Origin of the sequence: Burkholderia pyrrocinia (genome assembly GCF_001028665.1) — a bacterium.
Lineage (GTDB): Bacteria > Pseudomonadota > Gammaproteobacteria > Burkholderiales > Burkholderiaceae > Burkholderia > Burkholderia pyrrocinia.
Map to the genome: position 1 here is coordinate 1,042,828 of NZ_CP011504.1, position 24,082 is coordinate 1,066,909.

A 24,082-nucleotide genomic window follows, 5' to 3' on the forward strand; every position below is an offset into this window, starting at 1 on the left:
CGCTTGCGCAGCGCACTGTGGCACGCCGGTCCCGCATGGCGGGTCGCGGGCGTGCCCGGATCACGCATACCGGCGCAGGCGCATCGAGAAATCCGCGATCGCCTTGATGCCGCTCTGCTCCGCGCAACGGCACCAATCCTGCAACTGAACCAGCAATTGCTCGTGCGATGCGTGTGACCACGTCCATAGCTCGAGCAACGCCTCGTACATGTCCATGTACACGCGTATTCGCCGGTTGGCATTGGGGCTCGTCAGCGCGCGCAGATCGGGCTTGCCCTGATGGCCCCACGCCTGGCGCAGCCAGCGTTTCATGCCGAGCGCGAACGCGCGCTTGTCGTCGCGGCTCATGTCCTTGATGCGGCGCAGCTCCCGCCGGCAGGCGGGTTCGAGCATGCGCGCATAGGCGGCGATCACCGCATGCCGGTTGCGGATGACCGCTTGCAGCGTTGCGTCGTCGACCACTTCCTTGTTCGGGAGCAGGCGCGGCTTCGTTGCGACTCGCCGAACGGTCGCCAGTTTCAACGCCGCCAGCAGGCGGATGTACAGCCAGCCGATGTCGAACTCGAACCAGCGGTTCGACAGCCTGGCGGACGTCACGTATGCGTGGTGATTGTTGTGCAGCTCTTCGCCGCCGATCAGAATGCCCAGCGGGAAAAGGTTGGTGCTCGCATCGGACGTCGCGAAATTCCGATAGCCGCTGAAGTGGCCGCAACCGTTGATCACACCGCCGGCCCAGAACGGAATCCACATCATCTGGATCGCCCACGCCGCCACGCCGGGCAGCCCGAACAGCCCGACGTCGATCACGGCCAGCAGCCCGACGCCGAGATTCGGATAGCGGGCATAGACGTGGCGCTCGAGCCAGTCGTCCGGCGTACCCGATCCATATCGGCGCAGCGTTTCCTCGTTCCGCACTTCCTCACGGTACAGTTCCGCGCCGCGCAGCAGCACGGTCGCGAGGCCGCGGGTTCGCGGGCTATGCGGATCTTCCGGGGTCTCGCTTCTCGCGTGATGCTTGCGATGCACGGCGACCCACTGCAGGGTCAGCATGCCGGTCGTCAACCACAGCCAGAGCCGGAAGAAGTGGCTGACGCACGGGTGCAGATCCAGCGCCCGATGCGCCTGACAGCGGTGCAGATACACCGTCACGCTGATGATGGTGACATGCGTGAGCGCGAACACGACCCACGCAAGCTGCCACCAGGACAGCCTCAGCTCGCCGTTCAGGAGAAATGCCGACATACCGGTCGCGCTCCGCGCCACGCAGGTATCCGCGCGCGCTTCGCCGTGACGGCGAGTACGCGTGCCGATTCCCTACCCTTCGGCCGGCCTATTTCCCGACCTGGTTGCCGACAACGCCGCCGACGGCCGCGCCGCCCACCGTGCCCAATGCACTGCCGCCCGTCAGGACCGCACCGGCAACACCGCCGACACCCGCCCCGATCACGGTATCCGTTCCGCGGCGAGACATACCGCCGCAACCCGCCAGCACCGCAATCGTCATGGTGACTACCGCCATCTCGACTGCCACGGAATGTAGCTTTCTCATGATCATCTCCTCGGGTTGCCGCGGCGCCGTCCGATCCGGCCCGACGCACGGAAGCCCATGCGCTGACATCCCGATGAAATTCGAAACGTCAGTTCATGATGGGGGGTAAATCGCGCGCAGTCCGTCCGCTAACGTACCGGCCCGGATGGCGACCTGCCGCTTCACATAAGCACCGCCTGCACAGTCCCCAGCGTCACGACCACGCTGTGACGCCGGCCGTCGTCCACGAGCCGCACCGCCGCTTCGCCGGCGGCGAGCCGCACGCCATCCACGACGAGGCGGGACACGCCGCCGCTGACGTCGTCCGGATTCTCGACGACGATGTCGTAGTGCGACGCACCGTGGCGCAGCGTCGCCCTGAAGCCCGGCCAGGATCGCGGTATGCACGGTTGAATGGACAGCATGTCGCCATGCCTGCGCAGGCCGAGCAGGCCTTCGACGCCCGCGCGATACAGCCAGCCCGCCGAGCCGGTGTACCAGGTCCAGCCGCCCCGGCCGACGTGCGGCGCGACCGAATAGACGTCGGCCGCGACCACGTATGGCTCCACCCGATAGCGATTCGCGCCGCTGCGCGTGCGGCTGCGATTGACCGGATTGAGCAGCGCGAACAGTTTCGCGGCGCGATCGCCGTCACCCATTTGCGCGAACGCGAGCACCGACCACGTGGCCGCATGCGTGTACTGGCCGCCGTTTTCCCGGATGCCCGGCGGATAGCCCTTGATATAGCCGGGATCGACCGGCGATCGATCGAACGGCGGCGCGAACAGCAACGCCAGGCCATCGTCGCGGCGGATCAGCCGCGCTTCCAGCGCGTCCATCGCCTGCGCGGCGCGCGCCGGGTCCGCCGCAGCCGACAGCACGCTCCACGACTGCGCGATCGCGTCGATCGAACATTCGGCATTGCCAGCCGAGCCGAGCGGCGTACCGTCGTCGAAGTAGCCGCGCCGATACCACTCGCCATCCCACCCCGCATCGGCGAGCGCATCGCGCAACGCGCCGGCGCGCGTCAACCAGCGCGCCGCCAGTTCGCCCGAGCCGTGCGCCGTGGCGAGCGGGGCGAACGCCGTGAGCGTCGCATGCAGGAACCACCCGAGCCAGACGCTTTCGCCCCGCCCGGCCTCGCCGACCCGGTTCATGCCGTCGTTCCAGTCGCCCGTGCCGATCAGCGGCAGGCCATGCTCGCCGACCTGCGCGAGACTGGACTCCAGCCCGCGCACGCAATGCTCGAACAGCGATGCGCTCGTTTCCGAGATGCGCGGGATGAAGAACGCATCCTGCTCGTCGGCGGCCAGCGGTCGCCCGTCGATGAACGGGATCGACGCATCGAGAATCGCCCGGTCGCCGCTGACGTCGACGTAGTGCGCAACCGCATGGGCGAGCCAGACGCGGTCGTCGGAAATCCGCGTGCGTACGCCGCTGCCGCTTTCCGGCAGCCACCAGTGCTGCGTGTCGCCCTCCGGAAACTGGCGCGCCGCCGCCCGCAGCAGATGCTCGCGCGTCAGGTCCGGGCGGGCGACCGCGAGCGCCATGCCGTCCTGCAACTGGTCGCGAAAGCCGTACGCGCCGCTGGCCTGATAAAAGCCCGCACGCGCCCAGATCCGGCACGACAGCGTCTGGTACAGCAGCCAGCGGTTCAGCATCAGATCCATCGCGCGGTCCGGCGTCTCGACCTGGATTGCGCCGAGCGTCTCGTCCCAGAACGCCGTCACGGCGGCGAATATCGCGTCGATTTCCGCCTGACGGTAATGCTCGATCAACTGCCGCGCCGCCGCCGCATCGGCGCCTTCGCCGAGCAGCAGGACGACTTCGACGACACCGCCGGGTTCGAGATCGACCGTGGTCTGCAACGCGGCACACGGGTCGAGGCCGGCGCCGACCCGGCCCGACAGCGGCGACGCGCCGACGCGGCCCGGAAAACCGGCGGGATCGCTCAGGACGCCATTGCGGCCGATGAACTCGCGCCGGTCCGCGCTCCAGGAGGTTTGCAGGCCGCACAGATCGGCGAACGCCACCCTGCCGCGATACGCCTGGCTCCAGTCGTTGCGGGCAAACAGCGCGCCGGTGGGCGGATCGATCTCGCTCGCGGTGTGCGGCGCCGCGACGCTGCGCGACGCGCCCAGCGCCCACTCCGCATAGGTGGCGACGGACAGCCGGCGGGGCCGGTCCGACAGGTTGCGCAGGGTCAGGCGGGAAATCTTGACGGGATCGGCCAGCGGCACGAACTGCAGCAATTCGACGGCGACCTCGGCGGCGGTATGCACGAACCGGCTGTAGCCCTGGCCGTGACTCGCGACGAAAGCCGTCGCGCCCGGCGCATCGTCGCCGATCGAACCCGCCTGCGGCCCCCAGCGCATGCCGGTCTCGTCGTCGCGCACATAGAACACCTCGCTCGGCGGATCGGTGACCGGGTCGTTCGACCACGGCGTCAGCGGATGCTCGCGGCTGTTCGTCACCCACGTATAGCCGCCCCCTTCCGCCGAGGTCAGGAAGCCGCACGATGGATTCGCGATGACGTTGACCCACGGCATCGGAGTGCATTGACCGGGCTGCAGGATCACGACGTATTCGCGGCCGCCGCGCGCGAAACCGCCGATGCCGTTGAAGTATTCGAGACCGGCGCCGGCCTGCGCGCCCTTCGGCGGCAGCCACGCGGGCGGCGGCAGCGGCGCGCGCGCGGCATCCGGGCGAGCGGGCAGCGGTGAGCCCGCGAGCCGTCGCAACTGGTCCACCAGCCGGCCGTTGCGCGCGGCGAGCACAGCGCGCGCGACCGACGGAAACAGCGCGCGCGACGCCGCCGCCATCAGGTCCTCGCGCAGCACGAAAATACTGCCGCGCCCGGCTTCGTCCGGCGGCTGCCGGGTCCGCACCAGCCCCTCGAGCGCCGCCTGCAAATCCTGCACGTACGACGCCGCGCGCTCGTTGATGATGACCAGATCGACCTCGAGCCGCTTCATCCGCCAATACTCGTGCGCGCGGATCAGCTGCCGCACCATGGCGATGTGCTCGATGTCGTCGATCCGCACCAGCAGGATCGGCAGATCCCCCGATACGCCATGCGTCCATAGCGGCGACGCGCCCACGCCGCCAGCCGCCGACACCGCCGTCGCATGGCGCAGCAGCGCGGCGGAACCCGGCCGCATCGACGCATCGCTGTAGAGCATGTATCCGGCCAGTTGCTGGAACAACGCGGCCTCGTCGAGGCTCACCGCGCTATGCCGCAGCTGCACCTGCGCCTGGGTCCACGCGAGCATCGCCGCGCGCGCGAACGATTCGCCGTCGCGATGCTTGTCGACCAGGTCGAGCAGCTGCGCGCGCGAATCCGCGACGATGGTCCAGTAGACGATGCTCGCCTTCGCGCCCGGCTCGATGCGCAGCCGCTGCCGCAACGCGAACGCCGCGTCCAGCACCGCGCCTTCGGAAGCGCTCAGCGCACGCTGTTCGGCCAGCGCAAGCGGCAGGCGAACGCTGCGCCCGCGCCCGATGAAGCGCAATCGATCGGTGTCGAATTCTTCCGCGCCGACGGTTTCGCCGGACGTCACCGCCAGATGGGCGGCCCAGACCTCCGCCTCGTTCGGCGCGCGCTTGCGCCGCGTCGCCAGAATCGCGCCGGACGCCGGCACGTACTCGGTCTCGATGAACAGTTTCGAGAACGCGGGATGGGCGTGATCGGCGGCGGGCGGTGCGAGCACGATTTCCGCGTAGGACGTGAATTCGATCACGCGGGCCCGGGTGCCCGAATTGGCCACCGACACCCGCCGCACCTCCGCATCGTCCTCGGCGGATACCACCACCTCGACCGACGTCGTCAAGGTGCCGTCGCGACGCACGAACTCGGCGCGATCCTCGGTGAACGTCACTTCGTAGCTGTCCGGCACCACGCCGGTGGGCTGCCACGTGGCCGACCAGACGTCGCCGCTCTCGGCGTCGCGCAGATACAGATAGCTGCCCCAATCGTCGCGCGTCGCGTCCTCCCGCCAACGCGTGACGGCCAGATCGTCGCGGCGGCTGTAGCCGGAACCCGCGGACGTGAGCATCACCGCGTAGCGGCCGTTGGACAGCAGATGCGTGACGGGCGCGGGATCGTTCGCCGACAGCAGACGCCGCGCGACGCCGGCATCGATACCATGCATCCTGCCGGCGGGGCTCGCGTCGACCCGCGGCCGCCCTGCCGCGACCCGGCCCGGTACCCGCTCCTGCAACAGCAGCTCGGTGGCGCGGACGGCGGGCTCGGCGTGGAAGAAGGTGCGAATGCGCCCGCCCAGCAGCGCATTGGCGATCGACACGATCGACATGCCCTGGTGATGCGCCATGAACGCCCGCACGATGGCAACCGGCATGCCTTCCGGCACGCGCGCGGGCGTGTAGTCGAGCGCTTCGTAGAAGCCGAAGCGCCCGCATGCGCCGGCCGCGCGCAACCGCTCGAAGTTGCGCGCGGCGGCGTCCGGCGCGACCATCGCCGCGAGCGCGGTCGCATAGGGCGCGACCACCAGGTTCTGGTCGAGATCGCGCTTGAGCCCCAGCTCCGGCACGCCGAAACTCGAATACTGATAGGTCAGCTCGATGTCGCGCGTGTTGTACGCCGATTCGGACATGCCCCACGGCAGGCGCAGCCCGTCGCCATAGGCGATCTGCCGACGCACCACCAGGTGATTGGTGCGCGCGAGCAGGCTGCTGTCCGGCGCGCGCATCACCAGCGACGGCATCAGGTATTCGAACATCGATCCCGACCACGAGATCAGCGCCGCGCCGTGCCCGATCGGCGTCGCCAGGCGGCCGAGCCGGAACCAGTGCCGCGCCGGCACATCGCCCTTCGCGATCGCGACGAAACTCGCCAGGCGAGCCTCCGATGCCAGCAGATCGTAGTTGCCCGGATCGAGCCGTCCTTCGGCCACCGCATAACCGATCGACAGCAGATTCCGCACCGGGTCGAGCAGAAAACCGAACTCCATCGCATAGGCCATCTGCAACGCGGTATCGGCCAGCGCATGAAGACGCTTGTTCAACACGTCCGCTTCGTCCGACGTGCGCGTCGCGTCGCGACAATGCCCCTGCACCGCGTGCTCCAGCGCCTGCGCCCAGAACAGCACGTCGTCGACGTCGCCGCCCCGCACCCGGCCGACGTCGTCCATCAGCGCGCGCGCGACATCGGCGACCGTCGCGGCGAGGATGGTGATCGCGGGCCATTCCGGAGCCGCGCGGCCGTCCGGTGCGCCGTCCTCCCCGGCCGGCGCGGCGAGCGTCTCCTCCAGTTCGGTCGCGGCCCGCTCGAATTCGCCGTGCAGGGTCGTCCGGGCATCGCCATCCCGGCACACGGCCTTGCGCAACAGCGCGAGCGTATCGCCGATCCCATCGTACGCGGCCTGCCACCCCACGCCGGCGGGCTGATTCGCCCACGCGCGGCAACCATTGCCGAGCGCGATCAGGTGGCCAGCGAGATTGCCGCTGTCGACCGACGACACATACTTCGGCTCGAGGGGCCGCAGGTCGCGCGTGTCGTACCAGTTATAGAAATGACCGCGATAGCGCGACATCAGCCGCATCGTCGCGAAGGTCGCCTCCAGCCGCGACACCGCGTCCAGCGTGCCAAGCCAGCCGAACTCGCGGGCGCTGACGGCGGACAGCAGGTACAGCCCGATATTGGTGGGCGAAGTCCGGTGCGCGACAACGGGCTTCGGGTCCTCCTGGAAATTGTCCAGCGGCAGCATCTGATCGTCGGCCGTCACGAAGGTCTCGAAATAACGCCAGGTCCGGCGCGCGTCGCGCCGCAGCTGGCGCGCATCGTGCGGGGCCACCGCCAGCTCGCCCGCCGGCCGCGGTGCGCGGCTCAGCCAGTAGGCGATCGCCGGCGCGGCGAGCCAGACCAGCGTGAACGGAACGGCCAGCCAGCCAGCATGACGATCGAAGCGCCAGCCCGCCATCAGGCTGGCGGCCGCGCCAAGCAGCGCGAGCGTCACGCCGCCGCGCATCTGCAGATACGTGAGCACCAGGGTCCGCCGGTCGCGCGCGCCTGCCTCGGCCGCCGTGGTCCATTCGAGCAGGTGGCGACGGCTGATCCCCACGCGAAACAGCGTGCGCGCAATCGCGTCGCCCATCGACCACGCCTGCTGCGGCAGCATGACGATCGACAGGCCGAACCGCGTCAACGCGAACTGCAGCTCCGTCGCCCACGCATGGAGCACGCTGTGCGTGGTCATCTTGACGTGCGTGCGCCGCCAGCGCGGCACCAGTCCGCTCAATACGGGCAACAGGAACGGCAGCGCGATCGTCACCAGCGCGAACGCGCTCCAGGCAAGCGATACGGGGAGCGGCTGCATCCATCCGGCCAGCAGCGCGACCAGCATGGCGGGCGCCGTAAGCGTGCGGCGCAGGTTGTCCAGCATCTTCCAGCGGCCGACCGCCGTCAGCGATTCGTGGCCGAAAATCAACCACGGCAGGAGCTGCCAGTCGCCGCGCGCCCATCGGTGCAGGCGGCTTGCCGCGACGTCGTAGCGGGACGGCGACGCCTCGACGACCTCGATATCCGACGCCAGCCCGGCCCGCGCGAATATGCCTTCGAACAGATCGTGACTGAGCACCGTGTTCTCCGGCACGCGGCCGGCGAGCACCGCCTCGAACGCATCGACGTCGTAGATGCCCTTGCCCGCATAGGAGCCTTCGTCGAACAGGTCCTGATAGACATCCGAAACGGCCGACACGTAGGGATCGATGCCGTGCGCGCTCGACGATACGCGCTGGAACAGCGACCCTTCGTCGCCGCTCGCGAGCGATGACGTGACGCGCGGCTGAAGGATACCGTAGCCGCCGACGATGCACCGGCTCGCCGAGTCGAATACCGGCCGGTTGAGCGGGTGCGCCATCTTGCCGACCAGGCGGCGCACCGTATCGCGCAGCAGCCGCGTATCGGCATCGAGCGTGATCACGTAGCGCACGTCCGGCGGCACGCGCGGCGGCCGGCCTTCCAGCGCGATGAACGTCGTGTCCGACGCCCCGCGCAGCAACCGGTTCAGCTCGTGCAGCTTGCCGCGCTTGCGCTCCCAGCCCATCCAGCACCGTTCGCCGTCGTTCCACACGCGCTTGCGGTGCAGCAGCAGAAAGCGCTCGCCTTCGCCCGGTGCCGCCGGATAGAGGCGATTCAACCGGTCGATGCCCGCCGCCGCGGATGCCAGCAGCCCGTCGTCGCTGTCCGCGTGCGGGGTCGGCGCATCCACCCAGTCGGAGAGCAACGCGAAGTAAAGCGCCCCGTTGGGGCTCGCAAGGTGATGAATTTCCAGTTGCTCGATCTGCTCGGCGAGCGCTGCATCCGTCGTCAGCAGCACCGGCACTGCGACCATGGTGCGCAGGCCCGGCGGGATGCCGTCGAGCAATGCGAGACCGGGCAGGATCTTCGCGCCGACATCGCGCATCACGCCGCGATTGACGAGCGCGACCGCGGCATCCAGCGCGGGCAGCAGGCCGGCGAGGCCGAGCCAGATCATCCAGTGGCCGGGCGGTTCGACGCGCGCGAGCCACGCCAGCATGCCCGCCAGCAGCAGCGCGACGATCAGCCCGATACGGCCGAGATAGCCGCCGAGACCGGCGTGGCGTGTCAGGCGCCGCAACCACAACGCAACGGGCGGCCGATAGCCGATCTCGGCTTCGAGCGCGGCGCGGCCGTCCGCCAGCAAGTAGTAACCGGGGTCCGTCTCGCGGTCCGGCACCGCGCCGGCGGCCGGCGCGCCGCTCGCACCCTGCGCCGCCGCATCGGCGACGACGCGGCGGGCAATCTCGAGCTCGCTGACGGGCGCGCCGCGGGCAAGCGCTTCGACCGCGTCGCGATACAGGTTGCGCGTGGGGAAATCCATCTCCGCGAAGCCCGGGTGGTTGCGCAGCACCTGATCGACCAGGCTGATGCGCTCGAACAGATCGGTCCAGTCCACCTCCGAAATCAGCCGCATGCTGGTGATCACGTTGCGCACGGTCAGGCTGGCGGCACCCTGCTGTTGGTTGACGGAGGCGACGATCTGGTCCGGCGTCGCGCCGCGCGCCGCCAGGTGCCGATGCAGCCACGCCAGTGCCGGCGCGACGGCCGGATCGTGGTCATGCAGCCGCTGAATCAACTGCACCGCGAACGCATCGTGCAATACGGCCTGCTCATAACGGGCGACGAGCGGCTCCGCCTCCACCCGCGCCTGCCCGCCTTCGCCGAGCAGGCGATCCGCGAGCGCATCGGCGTCGAGCCGCGCGCGCCGGTCGTCGATGATCTGATCCGCGAGGCGCCGCAGGTTTTCGATCAGCACGATCCTCAGCGTGATCGCCACCGCCCACAGTTCGCCGATCGTCAGCGGTTCCACGGCCTGATAGGCCAGCATGAAACGGCATAGCGCATCGGGATCGAAACGACTGTCGGTATGCGCGACGAACGACCAGTTGATCCCGAACACGCGCGGATAACCGGCGAACGGACCGTTGCTGAGTTTGGGCAGTTGCCGGTAATAGCGAGGGGAAAGATCGTCGCGGATTTGCCGCACCTGTTCCGCGACAAGATAGTAGTTGTCGAGCAGCCACTCTGCCGCGGGCGTGATTTCCTCGCCGCGCGCGTCTGCGGCCACCGTGTTCCGGTAGGCCTTCAGCAGATGATCCGCGTTGTCCTTCAGCCGTGTGGCCAGCGAGGGGCCCGAGGCCACCCCGGGCAACACCTTCTGCGCGCGGGCCAGGCTGTCCGCATGCTGCGCCAGTCGCTCCTCGCCGAAGAACTCCTCGCGGATCGGCCGGGCATTGCTCCATGGCGATGTCCGGCGTCGCGACATACGCGCAACGTGAATCTTCAAGGCGCCTCCTCCGAAATCGCCGCATCGTCCGCCCGGGTTTCACGCCCGGCGCGCCGCGCCGTCAAATCGCTTCCGACAGCGATGTCGCGACGGGCTCGCCACGCAGCGCGTCATGCTGCACGGATCGGTCGGTGGCGTTCCCGCACGCCATCGACACGAACGCATCGCGCGTCGTATGCAGCGCGCTCGCCGTCCGATCGATGTCGTGCACGATGCGCTTCGGCAAGCACAGTTCGATCCGCACGGAACTCGACGTCATCCGGGTCAGGTCGATGTCGAAGAACCGCCAGATCCCGTCGCCGGCATCGACATCCGACGCCTGCAATACCGACATGTCCGTGGTCGGAGGCGGAACGAGACGTGCGGACCGGTCATAGCGGGCCATGACCCGTTGCGCAGCGGCCGCCTGCAACTCGCCATACGAGTCACCTTCCACATCGACCTCGGGAAAATCCGGAAGCGCGCCGCGATAGCGGGGATTCCGGTGCCGCGTGATATAGATCGGATATTTCATGAACCGCTCCCGACAGACGAATGAGACGAACGTCATCGTGCATCGCGGCGGCTCGACGAGTCGGTACGCTGATGAACAGTCTCCGGGGCACGTTTCGTGGTGCGCTGCCGGCGGTTCACACACCGGATCGCCGGATGCGGCGCCATCCGGTCAGGCAAGTCAGGCAAGCGCAACGCGCTCGATCCAGGTACGACGCCGTACCGATGACTTGCACGGCGATCGAGCGCATGTTCGGATCGGGTGCGTCGGTCTTTGTTGCCGGGACGGTCAGGACGACCCGGGATGTGGCGCGCTTCACGACACCTGTGGGCTCTCAGAAAAGATGTCTTTGGCACCCTATACAAATCAAGAACTTGGGCATTTTTTTGAGACGACTGCATTGCGCCCTTCGCAGAAAAAGTGTCCTTGGGCACGGGAATTCTTGACCTGCTCCCCGCGTTTAGTACGGTGACGGTGTAGAGTCCGTTCCAGAGAGGAACGGCAATGAAAAAGCGATTCACTGAAGAACAAATCATCGGCATCTTGAAGGAAGCCGAGGCTGGCTTGAAGCCGGCCGAGCTGTGCCGCAAGTACGGCATATCGGAAGCGACCTACTACAACTGGAAAGCGAAGTTCGGCGGGATGACGGTCTCCGAAGCACAGCGCCTGAAGGAACTGGAGCAGGAGAACAGCAAGCTCAAACGTCTGTTGGCCGAATCGATGCTCGACAACGCCGCGCTGAAGGACCTGCTGGCTCGAAAGTAGCAAGCCCGCAGGCCAAGCGCGAAGCGGTCCGGATATTGATGACCGAACGTGCCATGGGTGTTACCCGGGCCTGCGGGCTGGTAGGGATTTCGCGCTCGCTGTTTCACTACGAATCACGCCGCCGAATTGACGACGAAGCGCTGACTGGCCGGATGATGGCCATCGCTGCGCAGAAGCGCCGTTACGGTTATCGCCGGATTCACGTGCTGCTGCAGCGGGATGGCTGCTTCGCCAACCACAAGCGCATCTGGCGCCTGTACAGCAAGGCGGGGCTGAGCGTGCGCAAGCGGCGACGCAAGCGTATTGCGGCTGTCGAGCGCACGCCGCTGCCGTTACCGACAGGCCCGAATCAGAGCTGGTCGATGGACTTCGTTTCTGACGGGCTGGCCTATGGTCGGCAGTTTCGATGCCTGAACGTGGTCGACGACTACACACGCGAGTGCTTGGCCATCGAGGTCGATACTTCATTGCCGGGCCTACGCGTGCAGCAAGTGCTCGAGCGGCTCAAGGAGATGCGAGGCTTGCCCGCATCCATCACGGTCGACAACGGGCCGGAGTTCGCTGGTAAGGTGCTGGATGCATGGGCCTACGAAGCCGGTGTCACGCTGTCGTTCATTCGGCCTGGCAAGCCGGTGGAGAATGCCTATATCGAGAGCTTCAACGGGCGGTTCCGCGATGAATGCCTGAATGAGCACTGGTTCGTCTCAATGCGCCACGCCAAGCGGCTGATTGAGGAATGGCGTATCGAGTACAACACCGAGCGGCCCCATAGTTCACTCGGCTATCTGACGCCTGCGCAGTTCGCTCGGGCGCACGACGCGAAGCAGCAGTTTTTAACCTCGGACTCTAACTGCAGTTCGGACTAAAACCGGGGGCAGGTCATTCTCAGAAAAGTCGTCCTTGGGCAGGTTGCCCATCTACGTCGGGATGTCCCAGCAAGCTTTGACGACGAGCGCCGCCACAGAGGCCGACACAAGAACCTGACGGGACGCAAATCGTGCGCTATAAATGTGCAGATAAGCGCCTCCAATACGAAAACAACAACACGGCGAACTCGATCAAACATTGTGGCAAAAGCCCATGTTGACAAATATTCTCCGATCATTTCCTGCAAGACGCGGTATGTCACACCCTTCACGCGCGGAACGCAGTCAATTATTCAAAAAAACATATTGAGACTGCGGACATCTTTTCCGAGAGACATGTGGGCTCTCAGAAAAGATGTCTTTGGCACCCTATACAAATCAAGAACTTGGGCATCTTTTTTGAGACGACTGCATTGCGCCCTTCGCAGAAAAAGTGTCCTTGGGCACGGGAATTCTCAGAAAAGTCGTCCTTGGGCAGGTTGCCCATCTACGTCGGGATGTCCCAGCAAGCTTTGACGACGAGCGCCGCCACAGAGGCCGACACAAGAACCTGACGGGACGCAAATCGTGCGCTATAAATGTGCAGATAAGCGCCTCCAATACGAAAACAACAACACGGCGAACTCGATCAAACATTGTGGCAAAAGCCCATGTTGACAAATATTCTCCGATCATTTCCTGCAAGACGCGGTATGTCACACCCTTCACGCGCGGAACGCAGTCAATTATTCAAAAAAAACATATTGAGACTGCGGACATCTTTTCCGAGAGACAACTGTGGGCTCTCAGAAATGGTGTCTTTGGCCCCCTAGACAAATCAAGGACTTGGACATCTTTTCTGAGACGACTGCATGCTGCTCGTCTCAGAAAAGATGTCCTTGTCCGCCGAAATTCTCAGAAAAGTCGTCTTTGGGAATGTCACGGTCCTGCCTAGGCGTCCCGATGGAACTTGGCGACAAGCGGCGCCATGAACGGGCGTTTCGGCGGCCTGCACCGCCGACACTGCTTGTGTGTAGTGGTCTAATGAATCCGGACACTGATTTAGGCGAGAATGGTCGCCATGAAGAGGTGTCTGATGAGCAAGCAACGACGTACGTTTTCCCCAGAGTTCAAACAACAAGCCGCCTGTCTGGTGCTCGACCAGGGCTATAGCCATATGGAAGCAAGCCGCTCGGTCGGCGTCGGCGAGACGGTGCTCCGCCGCTGGGTGCAGCAACTTCAGATGGAACGCCAGGGTGTCACGCCGCAGGGCAAGGCAATCACGCCGGATCAACAGCGTATTCAGGAACTCGAGGCGCGTATCGAACGCCTCGAGCGTGAGAAGGCCATTTTAAAAAATGTATGGTCTGCCCCAGGTTTGCAAGGACTGTGTTGCCGTTTCGACAGAACATCGTTTGCGTCAATGTATTCGGCCTGTTCGCGCAGTTCGAGACTGCTGGCCGTGATGGAATCCGCGCACACCTAACCCAATAAAGCGTTCAGTCATGACAGACTGCTTTTTTAGCCGGGCTTTCGGCATGCCGGTCAACGGTTCTGTGTCATCAGCTGTACAGGGCTCGCAAAACAGGACGGTAGTGCTCAAAATTGCTCAGGTGACTGCGGATACTTCCACAAACGGTTGATAGGACTGCTGGCTAGTCAACACCTTCCAGCAGATACGGACGATCTTGTTGGCCAGTGCGATTAGGGCGACGTGCGGATGACGACGCTGCTCGACCTCGCGTAGCCATAAGCCCATTCGGGACTGGTCGCGCTTCATGTGAATCATCAAAGCACGTGCGCCCTGGATCACCATCATCCGTAAATAGGCGTTACCGCGCTTGCTGATGCCACCAAGATTCGGCTTGCCTCCCGTTGAGTACTGCTTCGGCACAAGGCCGAGCCAGGCTGACATATCGCGGGCCCGCTTGAACGCAGCCGCATTCCCGACCGCAGCAATGAGAGCCGTTGAGACAACCGGTCCGACGCCGGGTACCGTGCAGACACGTCGACAGAGTTCCGATTCGCGAGCGATCTGGGTAATTTCAGCCGATGCTGTGTCGATCTCTTCGTCCAAGGCCAACCATCGCTGACGCAACCGCGCAATGAGCTGACTCAGTCGTGGCGACAAGCCGCTCTGGGGATCGGCCAATACCGCTGGAAGGCGTCGAGCGAAGAGAGCACGCCCAACCGGTATGACAATGCCATGCTCGAGAAGCAGCGCTCTCATCTGGTTGACGACGGCGGTTCGCTCGACAATGAATCGCTGGCGAACTCGATGCAATGCTTGTAGCTCGATTTGATCAGTTGTCTTTAGCGGGACGCAGCGCATGCTTCCGCGACTTGCAGCTTCCGCGATCGCCTGAGCATCGTTGAAATCGTTCTTGTTCGATTTGAGGTACGGCTTCACAAACTGAGCCGGGATAATGCGCAACTCGTGGCCAGCCTGCTGAAATCGTCGCCCCCAGAATTGAGATCCAGGACATGCCTCCATGGCGATCAAGCATCGAGGCGCCGTGACTGCAAATTCTGCAAGTTGACCTCGGTTGAGCTTCCTGCGGAATAGTTCGTTACCTCGCTCGTCGTTCGCTACGAGGTGGAACCAATTCTTGCCGAGATCAATGCCGATGACATAGACGCGATGATCGTTCATGGTTGCTCTCCCAGGGTGGACGCGCCTAGTATCGCGCAGGAGGTGGGGCAGACCATTCCATTAGGCTACCGCGCTCTTGATGTCGGAAGGCATCGAACGTACGAAGTAATTGATCAGATTGGCGCAAGCGAATCGGTCGAGCTGATCTGCGCGGTATTCGACGTGTCGCGGTCCTGCCTGTATGCACACCGAGGGCGAGCCCGACGCGTTGATGCCGAGCGCATGGCGCTGCGTAGCCGGGTACACGAGCTGTTCATCGAGAGTCGAAGCTCTGCTGGCAGTCGCAGCATCATGGGCATGATGCGCGAGGAAGGTACGGCGATTGGCCGCTTCAAGGTCAGCCGCTTGATGGAAGAACTCGGGTTGATCTGCAAGCAGCCGGGCCGCCATGCCTACAAGCAGGCCACGGTCGAGCGGATCGATATCCCGAACCATCTCAATCGCGAATTCGAGGTTGGTACGCCGAATCAGGTGTGGTGTGGTGACATCACGTATGTCTGGGCGCAGGGCCGTTGGCATTATCTGGCCGTAGTACTCGACCTGTTCACGCGTCGGGTTGTTGGCTGGGCGTTCTCGACACGCCCTGATGCCGATCTGGTCGTGCAGGCGTTGGAGATGGCCTATGAGCAACGTGGTCGACCGCAAGGCTTGCTGTTTCACTCGGATCAAGGCGGCCAATATGCAAGCCGGAAATTCCGTCAGCGCCTCTGGCGCTATCGGATACAGCAGAGCATGAGCCGTCGAGGAAATTGTTGGGATAACTCCCCGATGGAGAGGCTGTTCCGCAGCTTCAAGACCGAATGGCTACCGTCAGTGGGCTACATGTCGGCGCAGGAGGCACACCGGGACATCAGCCACTACCTGATGCACCGGTACAACTGGATACGGCCGCATCAGTTCAATGACGGACTGGCGCCGGCGGTTGCGGAAGAAAAACTTAACGCAGTGTCCGGGATTAGTTGACCACTACAATACCGCCTCGACCAATGCGTGTTCGCCCTTCTCGCCGTAGCGGCGACGGCCATCGCTGTTATGACGAACTACTCTCAACTCGGAGTCTTTGTCAGCCGTAGGTGTCCACCTCCCAAATAGGTGGACACCTATGCTCGTCGCTCAGAGCGCCGTCGAGTAGACGCGGATAATGGATCGCTTACGATCAAGGCATCACAGTTGTCGCATAGTCCAACGCCCGGGCGTTGCTCTTTTGCGCGTGTCAAACGCATTTGAAATCTGAGCCACTTCGCGCCTGATCGCGCAAAGTAAAACTGAGCCAGTCGTTACTTCTTCGATGTCGGGACGTGCCCGGCTTTGCGTTGCTGTTTCAGTCTGTAGCTGTCTCCTTTGATCTGGATGATGTGGGCATGGTGGAGGATGCGGTCGAGCATCGCTGCAGTGAGGGTGGTGTTGCCGCCGAAGGTTTCGTCCCACTGCGCAAACGGCAGGTTGCTGGTCAGGATCATCGAGCCACGCTCGTAGCGCTTGGCGACGATCTGGAAGAAGTGACTGGCCTGATCGCCCGAGAGCGGTAGATAGCCGATCTCATCGACGATGAGCAGCCTCGGGCCGAGAATGTTGTGCCGAAGAACGGCGTCGTATCGCTCCTGTCGGCGTGCAGCCTCGAGCTGTAACATCAGATCCGCCGCCGTGATGAACTTCGTCTTGATGCCGGCCTGCGTCGCTGCATATCCGATGGCGATCGCGAGGTGCGTCTTGCCCACGCCCGACGGACCAAGCAACACGGCGTTCTCGCCTCGCTCGATGAAGCGTAGCGTGGCAAGCTCGTCGATTGCCTCGCGCGGGGCCCCGACGGCGAAGCTGTAGTCGTAGTCATCCAGTGTCTTGATGGCGGGAAACCCGGCCATGCGCACCAGTGTTTGCCGCGAACGAACTTGCCTCGTCTCTCGTTCGTGCGCGAGCGCGTTCTCGAGGAAGTCGAGGAAACTCCATTGCTTGGCCGCCGCGTCGCTGGCCAGAGCGACGTATCGGTGCATGAGTCCCTCGAGCTTCAGGCTTTGGCAGTGCCCGTCGATGCGTTCCTGCTGCAAGTTCATGCGCGCACCTCGGTCAGTAATTGCTGGTAGACGGACAACGGGTGCTGGATCGACATCGCGGGATCAACGCGCGGCCGAGCGACGGCGCGAGCCGGCAATCGGGGCAATGTGTAGCCAGGCATATCGAGCAAGCAAGCCCGTTCTCGTTGCTCCAACAGAATCGCGGGTGCCTGCCCGGTAACCGGATGCACGCGCTGGTTGGCCACGTCGCGCAGCCATTTACTCACCTCGACGTTCGCAGTCGCGGCATCGAGCATCAAGCCGGATTGTTTAAGCTGGCTTGCCAGCGGCACATAGAAATTGCCGCGCAGATAGCGGTGGAATCGCTCGACCTTGCCCTTGGTCTGCGCGCGGTACGGTTGGCACAATCTGGGCAGGAAGCCGTACCGCTTGGCCAGATCGAGCAGGCCGGCGTGCCAGCGATGTTGGCCGTCGCCATAAGCATCGCGCTCGACAACGATGGTCTTGGCGTTGTCGTAAAGGATCTCGCGAGGAATGCCACCCAAGGCTTCGAACAGCGCATGATGACAGGCAACCAGCGTCTCGGCGCGTTCATCGGTGGTGAAGCGTGCCCAGCGCCAACGACTGAAGCCGAGCGTGGCGGTGAAGGCGTAAAGCGGGTCGGTGCCTCGTCGGAAGACAACGAAATCGCACTGCATCTGCCGACCGGGCTCGGTCTCGAACCTTACGACTGGATCGGGCTTCGGCATGGGCTTATGCGTGTTCATGAAAGCCTGCAGGCTTCGCAGTTGGCCCTCGTAGCCGCGCGCCCGCAACTCGCGCAGCAGCGCCGGCGCTGCGATGGTCTCCGGTGCTGCGGCCCTCATGCGCTCGATGATGTACGCCTCGAACGCTCCGAGCTTGGTTGGCCGCGGTTCACGCGGCTTGTAGCGCGGCACTTCCTCAGCCGACAGGTACCGCGCCACCGTGTTGCGAGAAATGCCCAGGCGCCGCGCGATCTCGCGCTCCGATACGCCTTGGGCTTTGAGCACATGGATTTGCATCCACTGTTCCTTCTGGAGCATCGCCAGCCTTTGCGCGCAAAAGGCTGACTGTACTGAAAGGTGGCTTAGATTTACTTCGCGCGAAGTGGCTCATTATTACTTTGCGCCCAACAGCGCGGAGGTGAATGACGCACGGTCTCTGATCTCATGGAGGTTGTACGGCGAGATCAGGCACTGCGCGAGCGCTTCGTAGTCGGGTATGAACCTCAACACGTCTCCGGTTTTAAATGATCGCTCGCATTGGGTTACGTCGAACACCGTGTAGTCGGACGTGTTCCCAACATATCTTGCGCCGTGATCCAAGCAGTGGAGTCCTTCAGGCACGGTGTTCAATGAGCCGAAGTTTACGACCGCCCGCTTCATCGTTCCGGTATTCCACCGGTCGCTGTGGCGAGGTTTATCCTTGATCTCAAGTATCTCCCCAGAATAAACAAACGCATCGTCGAAAAGATCGGTGTGAGCGCCCTGCCGGCCTGGCGAAGTGCCAAGAAAAATCGCTTCGCCGACTCGCAGTTCGTTGGCCATGCCTAAGTACCCATCTGAAAGCACGCGATCCAGCAGGATCGACCCGCCGATTGAAATCCTCGGTAGCCTATACCCTATGATTTTTTGTGCCGTCAAGACAAGATCGTCGATGAGCGAGAACTCGTGGTCGCTCGGGCAATATGAGCTTAGGCAACCGAAATTGACGCCAATCCCGGAAAAGACGATGTGATCGCTGAGGAGATTCCTGATCTGCTCGGAGAATCGCCCAATTTCATTTGGGAGAATGCCTTCGCGACGATCCCCCAGATCCACCATGACAACGATTTCGTGGCAGAGTCCATCGCGTGCAGCCGCGTCGGCCAGCTGCTTGACAGTGCCGAGTTCTGAGTTGACGCTTGAATTGGCGTATCTGACTACGGAGTCAATTCCTGATGGCGCGGGCATCTTCAACAGCGTGGTATGCGGGAGCTTTCCTGGGCCTGCGCCGGCGAAGTCAACCGGTCCGGAAAAGCTCATTCTTTCTATATCGCATTGGATCAATGCATACACGACTTCAGGTAGCAACTGGCAGCTTTTCAGTACCGCGTTCAACTTGAGATCACGCCGATCACATGCCCTCTTGATCACACTAAGGTTGTGTCTAATTTTTTCAAGATCAATGTTTAGCTTCGACATAGCGCCTCTCCGCGATGATCAATGTCTAACCATTGTTTTTTTCAGACCTGCCAGTATCGATTGACCGCCCCTGGCTGATATGAATAGACCATGTGTGATGTCCTGCGAGTAGATTGGAAACGTCGCCTTGAGATATTTATCGACTCGGGGCAAATGGTTCCATCGAACCGTTGGGAACAGCGAATGCGCTAGATGATAGGAATCGCCAAGCGGAAATATGTTGTTCCTGACGATCAGGCCTACGATGCCGGGGAATTCGGTGGGCCGCCCAAGCGTGAGTTCCCGGGTGTCATAATCAATTTCATCCGACACATCCTCGTACCATCGGTGCAGCGAGATGTGGGCAATCCAGTAGAACAATGGGTAGGTGATCAACACGGGAATGATGTAATACAGGAGCATCTCTTCGTACATGCCGAAATGTGCAAAGAGGGCGACGATGACTGCCACGGTCGTAATCCTCGACAAGAGATGAACAGGGTTCTTGCGGTCATACCAGATATACGACGTGCATTCGATTAGTCGATCCTTAATTCCAACCGGGGTGATCGGATAGAACACACCGGTCCAGAACCTCACTGACGAAATACCAGGCCGAAAGCGCTTGTCTTCGAGTTCCAATAAATCTGGATCGTGAGGCATGTTGACCGAGCTGTGATGTCTCCTGACATGCGTATCGCGTCGGACGCTAGCCTCGGGCATAAACGCGGGGAATTGGTATAGTAAATTGGCCAACCAGAGGCCAAAATTGATGTTCTTGCACAACGCCCCATGAACGGCGAAATGCCCTGCTTCCTGTAGCGTTCGAAATCTTCCAGTGACGAACAAAATCAGAATAATTTTGATAAATATGCTGTTCGTTATCCCAGAAACAAGGATCGCCGCAATGATGTAAAGATAGCTCCAAATAAATGGAAACACGGCAAAGAATTTTTCAAATTTTTTCAGTCCGGTGCGAGCTAGATATCTTCTTATCTCACGAATGGAAGAGTCGCTCGGGATCAGAGCAAGATCCGGAAAGCCCCTATGGTAATAGAAGTGGTCGATGAGCTGTAGACCGATGGCGAAAAATACAAGAAAAGCTACGGTTGACAATTTGTACTCCTAAATAATAGATTTTATTTTACATGCCACATTGAGTCTCTCGATGCATTGAGGGGGCGCGCGTTCTTGAACGCTAGATGACGATACCTCTGAAGCTGCAAAACGAGGTCACATCATGGATTTCACGCCTAAACGAGAAATTTCCCGGACCTTGTTCGTAATCGGGATCGGAGAATATGCAATGAGTCGGCGATCTTTCCTTCAGGACCAATCCGTGCACCAGTATCAAATGACCGCTCTTCTTGATGTTTCCATCGGAGATTGCCGGTGTCAGCCCGGGCGCGACCGACAGAATGGCCGATTTCCCGAGCGACAGTAGTTCGATCAAGGCTCCCACCCCGGACAGGGCCTTTACTTCAGCCTCAACGCCACGCTCGGCGAGCATGGATGCAAGACCATAATGTGACCAACCGATCTCAGGGACATAGGCCCGCCGTTCGATGCCTTCTTTGATCAAGTTACCCAACGGAGGCGTGGATTGCAGCTTTGCTGAAAGAATCATGCTTACGCATGCTATTCCGCAGGCGCGATCGCGCCATGCCTCTGCCTCGGCTTTCGAGGAGAACCCGTTCCCGAAGTAACTCGGGGAGAGCGTGTCCTGTGAGATATAGCGCATACCAACCAGATTATCGACAAAGACTTCACTCATACGTCGCCCCCCTTTGCGTAGAGGCGGCGGGTGGATGAACTCTTGCATCTCCTGATGTTCGCCGCTGTCGAGATGTATAGGAATTGTTCGAACGACATCGTGCGGCTAAAGCACCGCGACGAGTTGCTACCGGGATAAAGTCCCGGAATCGTATTGATTTCGAGATAGTGTGGCGTCCCAGACCGAATTACGTAGTCAAATCTTGCGACGCCTTCGCACTGAAGCGCCATATACATCATGCTGGTCTCGCGCTCCAGCCGTTCCGCGACTGTGGGCTCGAGAAGATGAATGGAGATCGGATTGTCAATCCGGTACTTCAGTGCTTGATCGTATAGCCGGTGTCCATCGGGGAGATCGAAAACGATGGCGTCACTGATATGCAAGCCATCTTCGTCCCGGAACATTGAGACGGTTCCGTGGTCGCCCTGGATGTATTCCTCAACCATCCAATTGTTGTGCGAGGCCTTGGGAATATCGTTGATGACCATGGCCAGATTATCAAGAGAATCGACGAAGACGACTCCTTCGCTGTCTCCCTCACTTAACGGCTTGACGACAAACGGACCGGATTCGAGATCCTGATTCTTTGTTAGATCTGGATCGAGCGACGATACAAGGCGTCCATTGGGCGTGGCGAAGCCCCAGCTTCGGACCATGGCCTTGAAGACGTTCTTATCCATCCCGATCGCCGATGCCAGTACCGGAGAGCCTGAATAGGGGATTTCCAGCGAGGACATCAAGCCTTGGATCTGTCCGTCTTCCCCTCCCACGCCATAGCATATGTTCAGCACAAAATCGCACTTGGCAAGGCGCGTAGCGAGGCTCGGTTTCCCGTCATACTCGATGACGGCCGCCGATTGACAAACTCGCTGAAAGTATGGGAGCAGAGCATGCGCGTTCGCGATAGAGCCGTGACTTTCACTGGAGTAGCCACCGGCCAAAATGCCCAACTTGATCTGGCCGAGCACTTGCTTGGCCAACAAGAATTTTTCATCGACGTTCGTCATTTTCAATCCTTTTAACGTTTAAATCCAATGATGTCTCTTAGAATAACCTTAATTTCGGCGTGCTTATTGAAAATCAAAAATGAAAGGATGGTATAAAATGCCAAGGCGCTAACAATCGGTAACGAAGAGGTGCCCAGTATGTCGTGCAGCACACCGCCCGTAACCGGACCAAGTAGTGATCCTGTTTCATACAGCAAAAGCAATCCGGCATTTCCTATCATCAATTCATTGGGGCGCGCCCGCAGGCCAAACATAATAAGCGCTAATCCGTATAAAACACTACAAACCCCTCCCCAAAGAAAATATAAAATTTCACTGCCAACACCGTGGTCGTTCATCCATATCAAGTGGGAAAGCAGAATTCCTGCGGCGGCAATAACAAAAGCTGATTTATAGATTCCTAATTTGTCGGCGGTGATGCCCATCAAAATCTGGGCAGCGGCGGAACCAAGCAATGTGGTCGACAGCAGATCCTTTCCGGTCAGACCATTCACGTTCACGGTCGTTGAGGTAGGAAGCAAGGTAATCTGTGCGGCCACCAGAGCACCGCCACAAGTTGCGATCATGCATTCGACCGGCATTTTCCTCAGCGACTTGATAGCGAGCCCAAACGTTGCTCCCTTTTCCTCCGGCATGATGAGAGAGCCCGACAGGTAACATATTGCGACGCCAATGCAAAATAACAATGCAGACGTGAGAAATGCGCGTTCGAGTGCGGCCGTATCGATTGGAATCATGGATCCCATGGCCAAGGAGAAAGTCGTTGCCGCTGCATAAATCCCAATTACCCGTCCTTTGATTGGGGCGGGTGTAGAGTGATTCAAAAGGGACTCCAAGGCGATCCAGAGCATCCCATTGGTCGCTCCTATGCAGGCTCTGACGACAAACCATACATACAGATTGTTACTTTGCTCCAGGATAAAGAGCCCGCCGCACAACACTAACGTACTAAATGCGAGTATTTTTTTATATCCAAGCAATGCAATCAACCGTCTTGAACCGAGCCCCGTGAGGATGATTGCAAGTGATGGTGCGCATGCGCTGACGCCGATCTGCGTCTGTGTTGCGCCAGCAGATTTTAATGTGATCGCCAGCAGCGGCATCGTATAGCCGAAGGCGACGGACATCAAAGCCGTTGCGATGATAATTAAAACACTACGCTTCATCATTCACTCGCTCGTTCGGTACTTTGCGGTCAACAGGCGTTGTTGCATAAATTCGGACAATTCTCAGTTAATTTTGTGCGCAACGACTGGGGCGATATCTCTTTCAGTAATTCGCTTTTCTGTGTAGATTTTCGATTTTTTTGCCGAAAAGAGACGCGAGGACTGGGCAGGACGTATGAGCCGAAGGCGCGCTACCGCATCAAAAACTGGGCGCCGTACACCACCAGCCTGATCAACGGAGGTACGTCACCATGGACAACGGCTCCACCTCGACCTCACACCGAATTGATGCAAAAACGTCTTACTGATGCCCAAATCATAGGGTGCGACGACAGAAGTCCCGTTTGGGTTCAAGTTGATTTGCAGACGATCTTCGTTTTCTACAGCTGGATTCGCGTTCATTGCTATAACTTATCGACTGTTTAGTTAATAATACTAAAAACACGAGCACACCAACATTCCTTCGATCCACGGCAAACTCGAACGGCACACCACAGCTGTCGCATCGGTATAAAACTGGCATCAAACATCAATTGACTCGTGAAAAAAGCGATCAAAACTTCCGAGAATAAATGTCGCCCCAACGTTGGTCCAATTTCGGCCCCACGCTAGGAGAAAAGTTAATTGAAGTGATTCTCAGAACAGTTCAGCCACAATATTTTCAGCAACCATGTCCTCCGGTACCCACGGACAACCGGATAAATCAGTTTTCACTCCGCCATCATTGCATGCAATGCAATTATTAAGTTGCATTACATGCTACATTTCGCTTGTAACATGAGCAAATCATGGAATATCATGCGATTGATCTGACGATAGCCTTACGCA

The 24,082-nt window shown here is 61.1% G+C and carries 13 protein-coding genes and 2 pseudogenes; 3 read left to right on the forward strand and 12 right to left on the reverse strand.

Going from position 1 to position 24,082, the window contains the following annotated elements; translation table 11 throughout:
• Positions 1–60: 60 nt before the first annotated feature.
• From ABD05_RS20970 to ABD05_RS20985, 4 genes are all read right to left on the reverse strand, one after another.
• On the reverse strand, positions 61–1,242 hold the full coding sequence (locus ABD05_RS20970; RefSeq protein ID WP_047902025.1) for a DesA family fatty acid desaturase: 1,182 nt from the start codon (positions 1,240–1,242) through the stop codon (positions 61–63).
• An 88-nt stretch (positions 1,243–1,330) separates the two neighbouring features.
• Positions 1,331–1,549 (reverse strand): glycine zipper 2TM domain-containing protein, encoded by a 219-nt coding sequence (locus ABD05_RS20975; protein WP_047903699.1) that lies wholly within the window; start codon positions 1,547–1,549, stop codon positions 1,331–1,333.
• Between the two features lie 161 nt (positions 1,550–1,710).
• Positions 1,711–10,335 (reverse strand): glycoside hydrolase family 94 protein, encoded by an 8,625-nt coding sequence (locus tag ABD05_RS20980; RefSeq protein ID WP_047902026.1) that lies wholly within the window; start codon positions 10,333–10,335, stop codon positions 1,711–1,713.
• 82 nt (positions 10,336–10,417) lie between these two features.
• Positions 10,418–10,870, reverse strand: coding sequence for a type II toxin-antitoxin system HicB family antitoxin (locus ABD05_RS20985; RefSeq protein WP_047902027.1), 453 nt, complete (start codon positions 10,868–10,870; stop codon positions 10,418–10,420).
• Between the two features lie 483 nt (positions 10,871–11,353).
• Here ABD05_RS20985 and ABD05_RS20995 point away from each other — a divergent pair.
• A protein-coding gene (locus ABD05_RS20995) for an IS3 family transposase (RefSeq protein ID WP_141685150.1) occupies positions 11,354–12,480 on the forward strand; the annotation gives its coding sequence in 2 pieces (ribosomal slippage) (positions 11,354–11,594 and positions 11,594–12,480; 1,128 coding nt in all).
• Between the two features lie 1,075 nt (positions 12,481–13,555).
• Positions 13,556–13,816: pseudogene (locus tag ABD05_RS37780) on the forward strand (transposase); the annotation flags it as partial.
• A gap of 252 nt (positions 13,817–14,068) precedes the next feature.
• Here the strand turns inward: ABD05_RS37780 and ABD05_RS21005 are convergent.
• Complete coding sequence (locus tag ABD05_RS21005) at positions 14,069–15,112, reverse strand: IS110 family RNA-guided transposase (RefSeq protein WP_047902030.1); 1,044 nt, start codon at positions 15,110–15,112, stop codon at positions 14,069–14,071.
• Positions 15,113–15,175: 63 nt separating this feature from the next.
• Between ABD05_RS21005 and ABD05_RS21010 the strand changes: the two are divergent.
• Positions 15,176–16,075 (forward strand): annotated as a pseudogene (locus tag ABD05_RS21010) (IS3 family transposase); the annotation flags it as partial.
• 314 nt (positions 16,076–16,389) lie between these two features.
• On the opposite strand, the gene istB reads toward ABD05_RS21010, so the two are convergent.
• The 7 genes from istB to ABD05_RS21045 form a co-directional block, all read right to left on the reverse strand.
• Positions 16,390–17,163 (reverse strand): IS21-like element ISBcen13 family helper ATPase IstB, encoded by a 774-nt coding sequence (gene istB / locus ABD05_RS21015; RefSeq protein ID WP_047898708.1) that lies wholly within the window; start codon positions 17,161–17,163, stop codon positions 16,390–16,392.
• The gene (gene istA / locus ABD05_RS21020; RefSeq protein ID WP_047898709.1) at positions 17,160–18,188 is read right to left on the reverse strand and encodes an IS21 family transposase; all 1,029 of its coding nucleotides are present in this window, start codon (positions 18,186–18,188) and stop codon (positions 17,160–17,162) included. The genes istB and istA overlap by 4 nt, the downstream gene beginning before the upstream one ends.
• A 75-nt stretch (positions 18,189–18,263) precedes the next feature.
• Positions 18,264–19,328 carry an alanine racemase gene (locus ABD05_RS21025; protein ID WP_082146181.1) on the reverse strand — a complete coding sequence of 355 codons (1,065 nt, stop codon included), beginning with the start codon at positions 19,326–19,328 and terminating at the stop codon, positions 18,264–18,266.
• 18 nt (positions 19,329–19,346) lie between these two features.
• Positions 19,347–20,423, reverse strand: a complete 1,077-nt coding sequence (locus ABD05_RS21030) for a fatty acid desaturase (protein ID WP_047902032.1) — start codon at positions 20,421–20,423, stop codon at positions 19,347–19,349.
• Between the two features lie 82 nt (positions 20,424–20,505).
• On the reverse strand, positions 20,506–21,081 hold the full coding sequence (locus ABD05_RS21035) for a cysteine peptidase family C39 domain-containing protein (protein WP_047902033.1): 576 nt from the start codon (positions 21,079–21,081) through the stop codon (positions 20,506–20,508).
• Positions 21,078–22,088 (reverse strand): D-alanine--D-alanine ligase family protein, encoded by a 1,011-nt coding sequence (locus ABD05_RS21040; RefSeq protein ID WP_047902034.1) that lies wholly within the window; start codon positions 22,086–22,088, stop codon positions 21,078–21,080. The genes ABD05_RS21035 and ABD05_RS21040 overlap by 4 nt, the downstream gene beginning before the upstream one ends.
• Before the next feature lie 11 nt (positions 22,089–22,099).
• Positions 22,100–23,257: an MFS transporter gene (locus tag ABD05_RS21045; RefSeq protein WP_047902035.1), complete on the reverse strand. Its 1,158-nt coding sequence runs from the start codon at positions 23,255–23,257 to the stop codon at positions 22,100–22,102.
• Between the last annotated feature and the right edge of the window lie 825 nt (positions 23,258–24,082).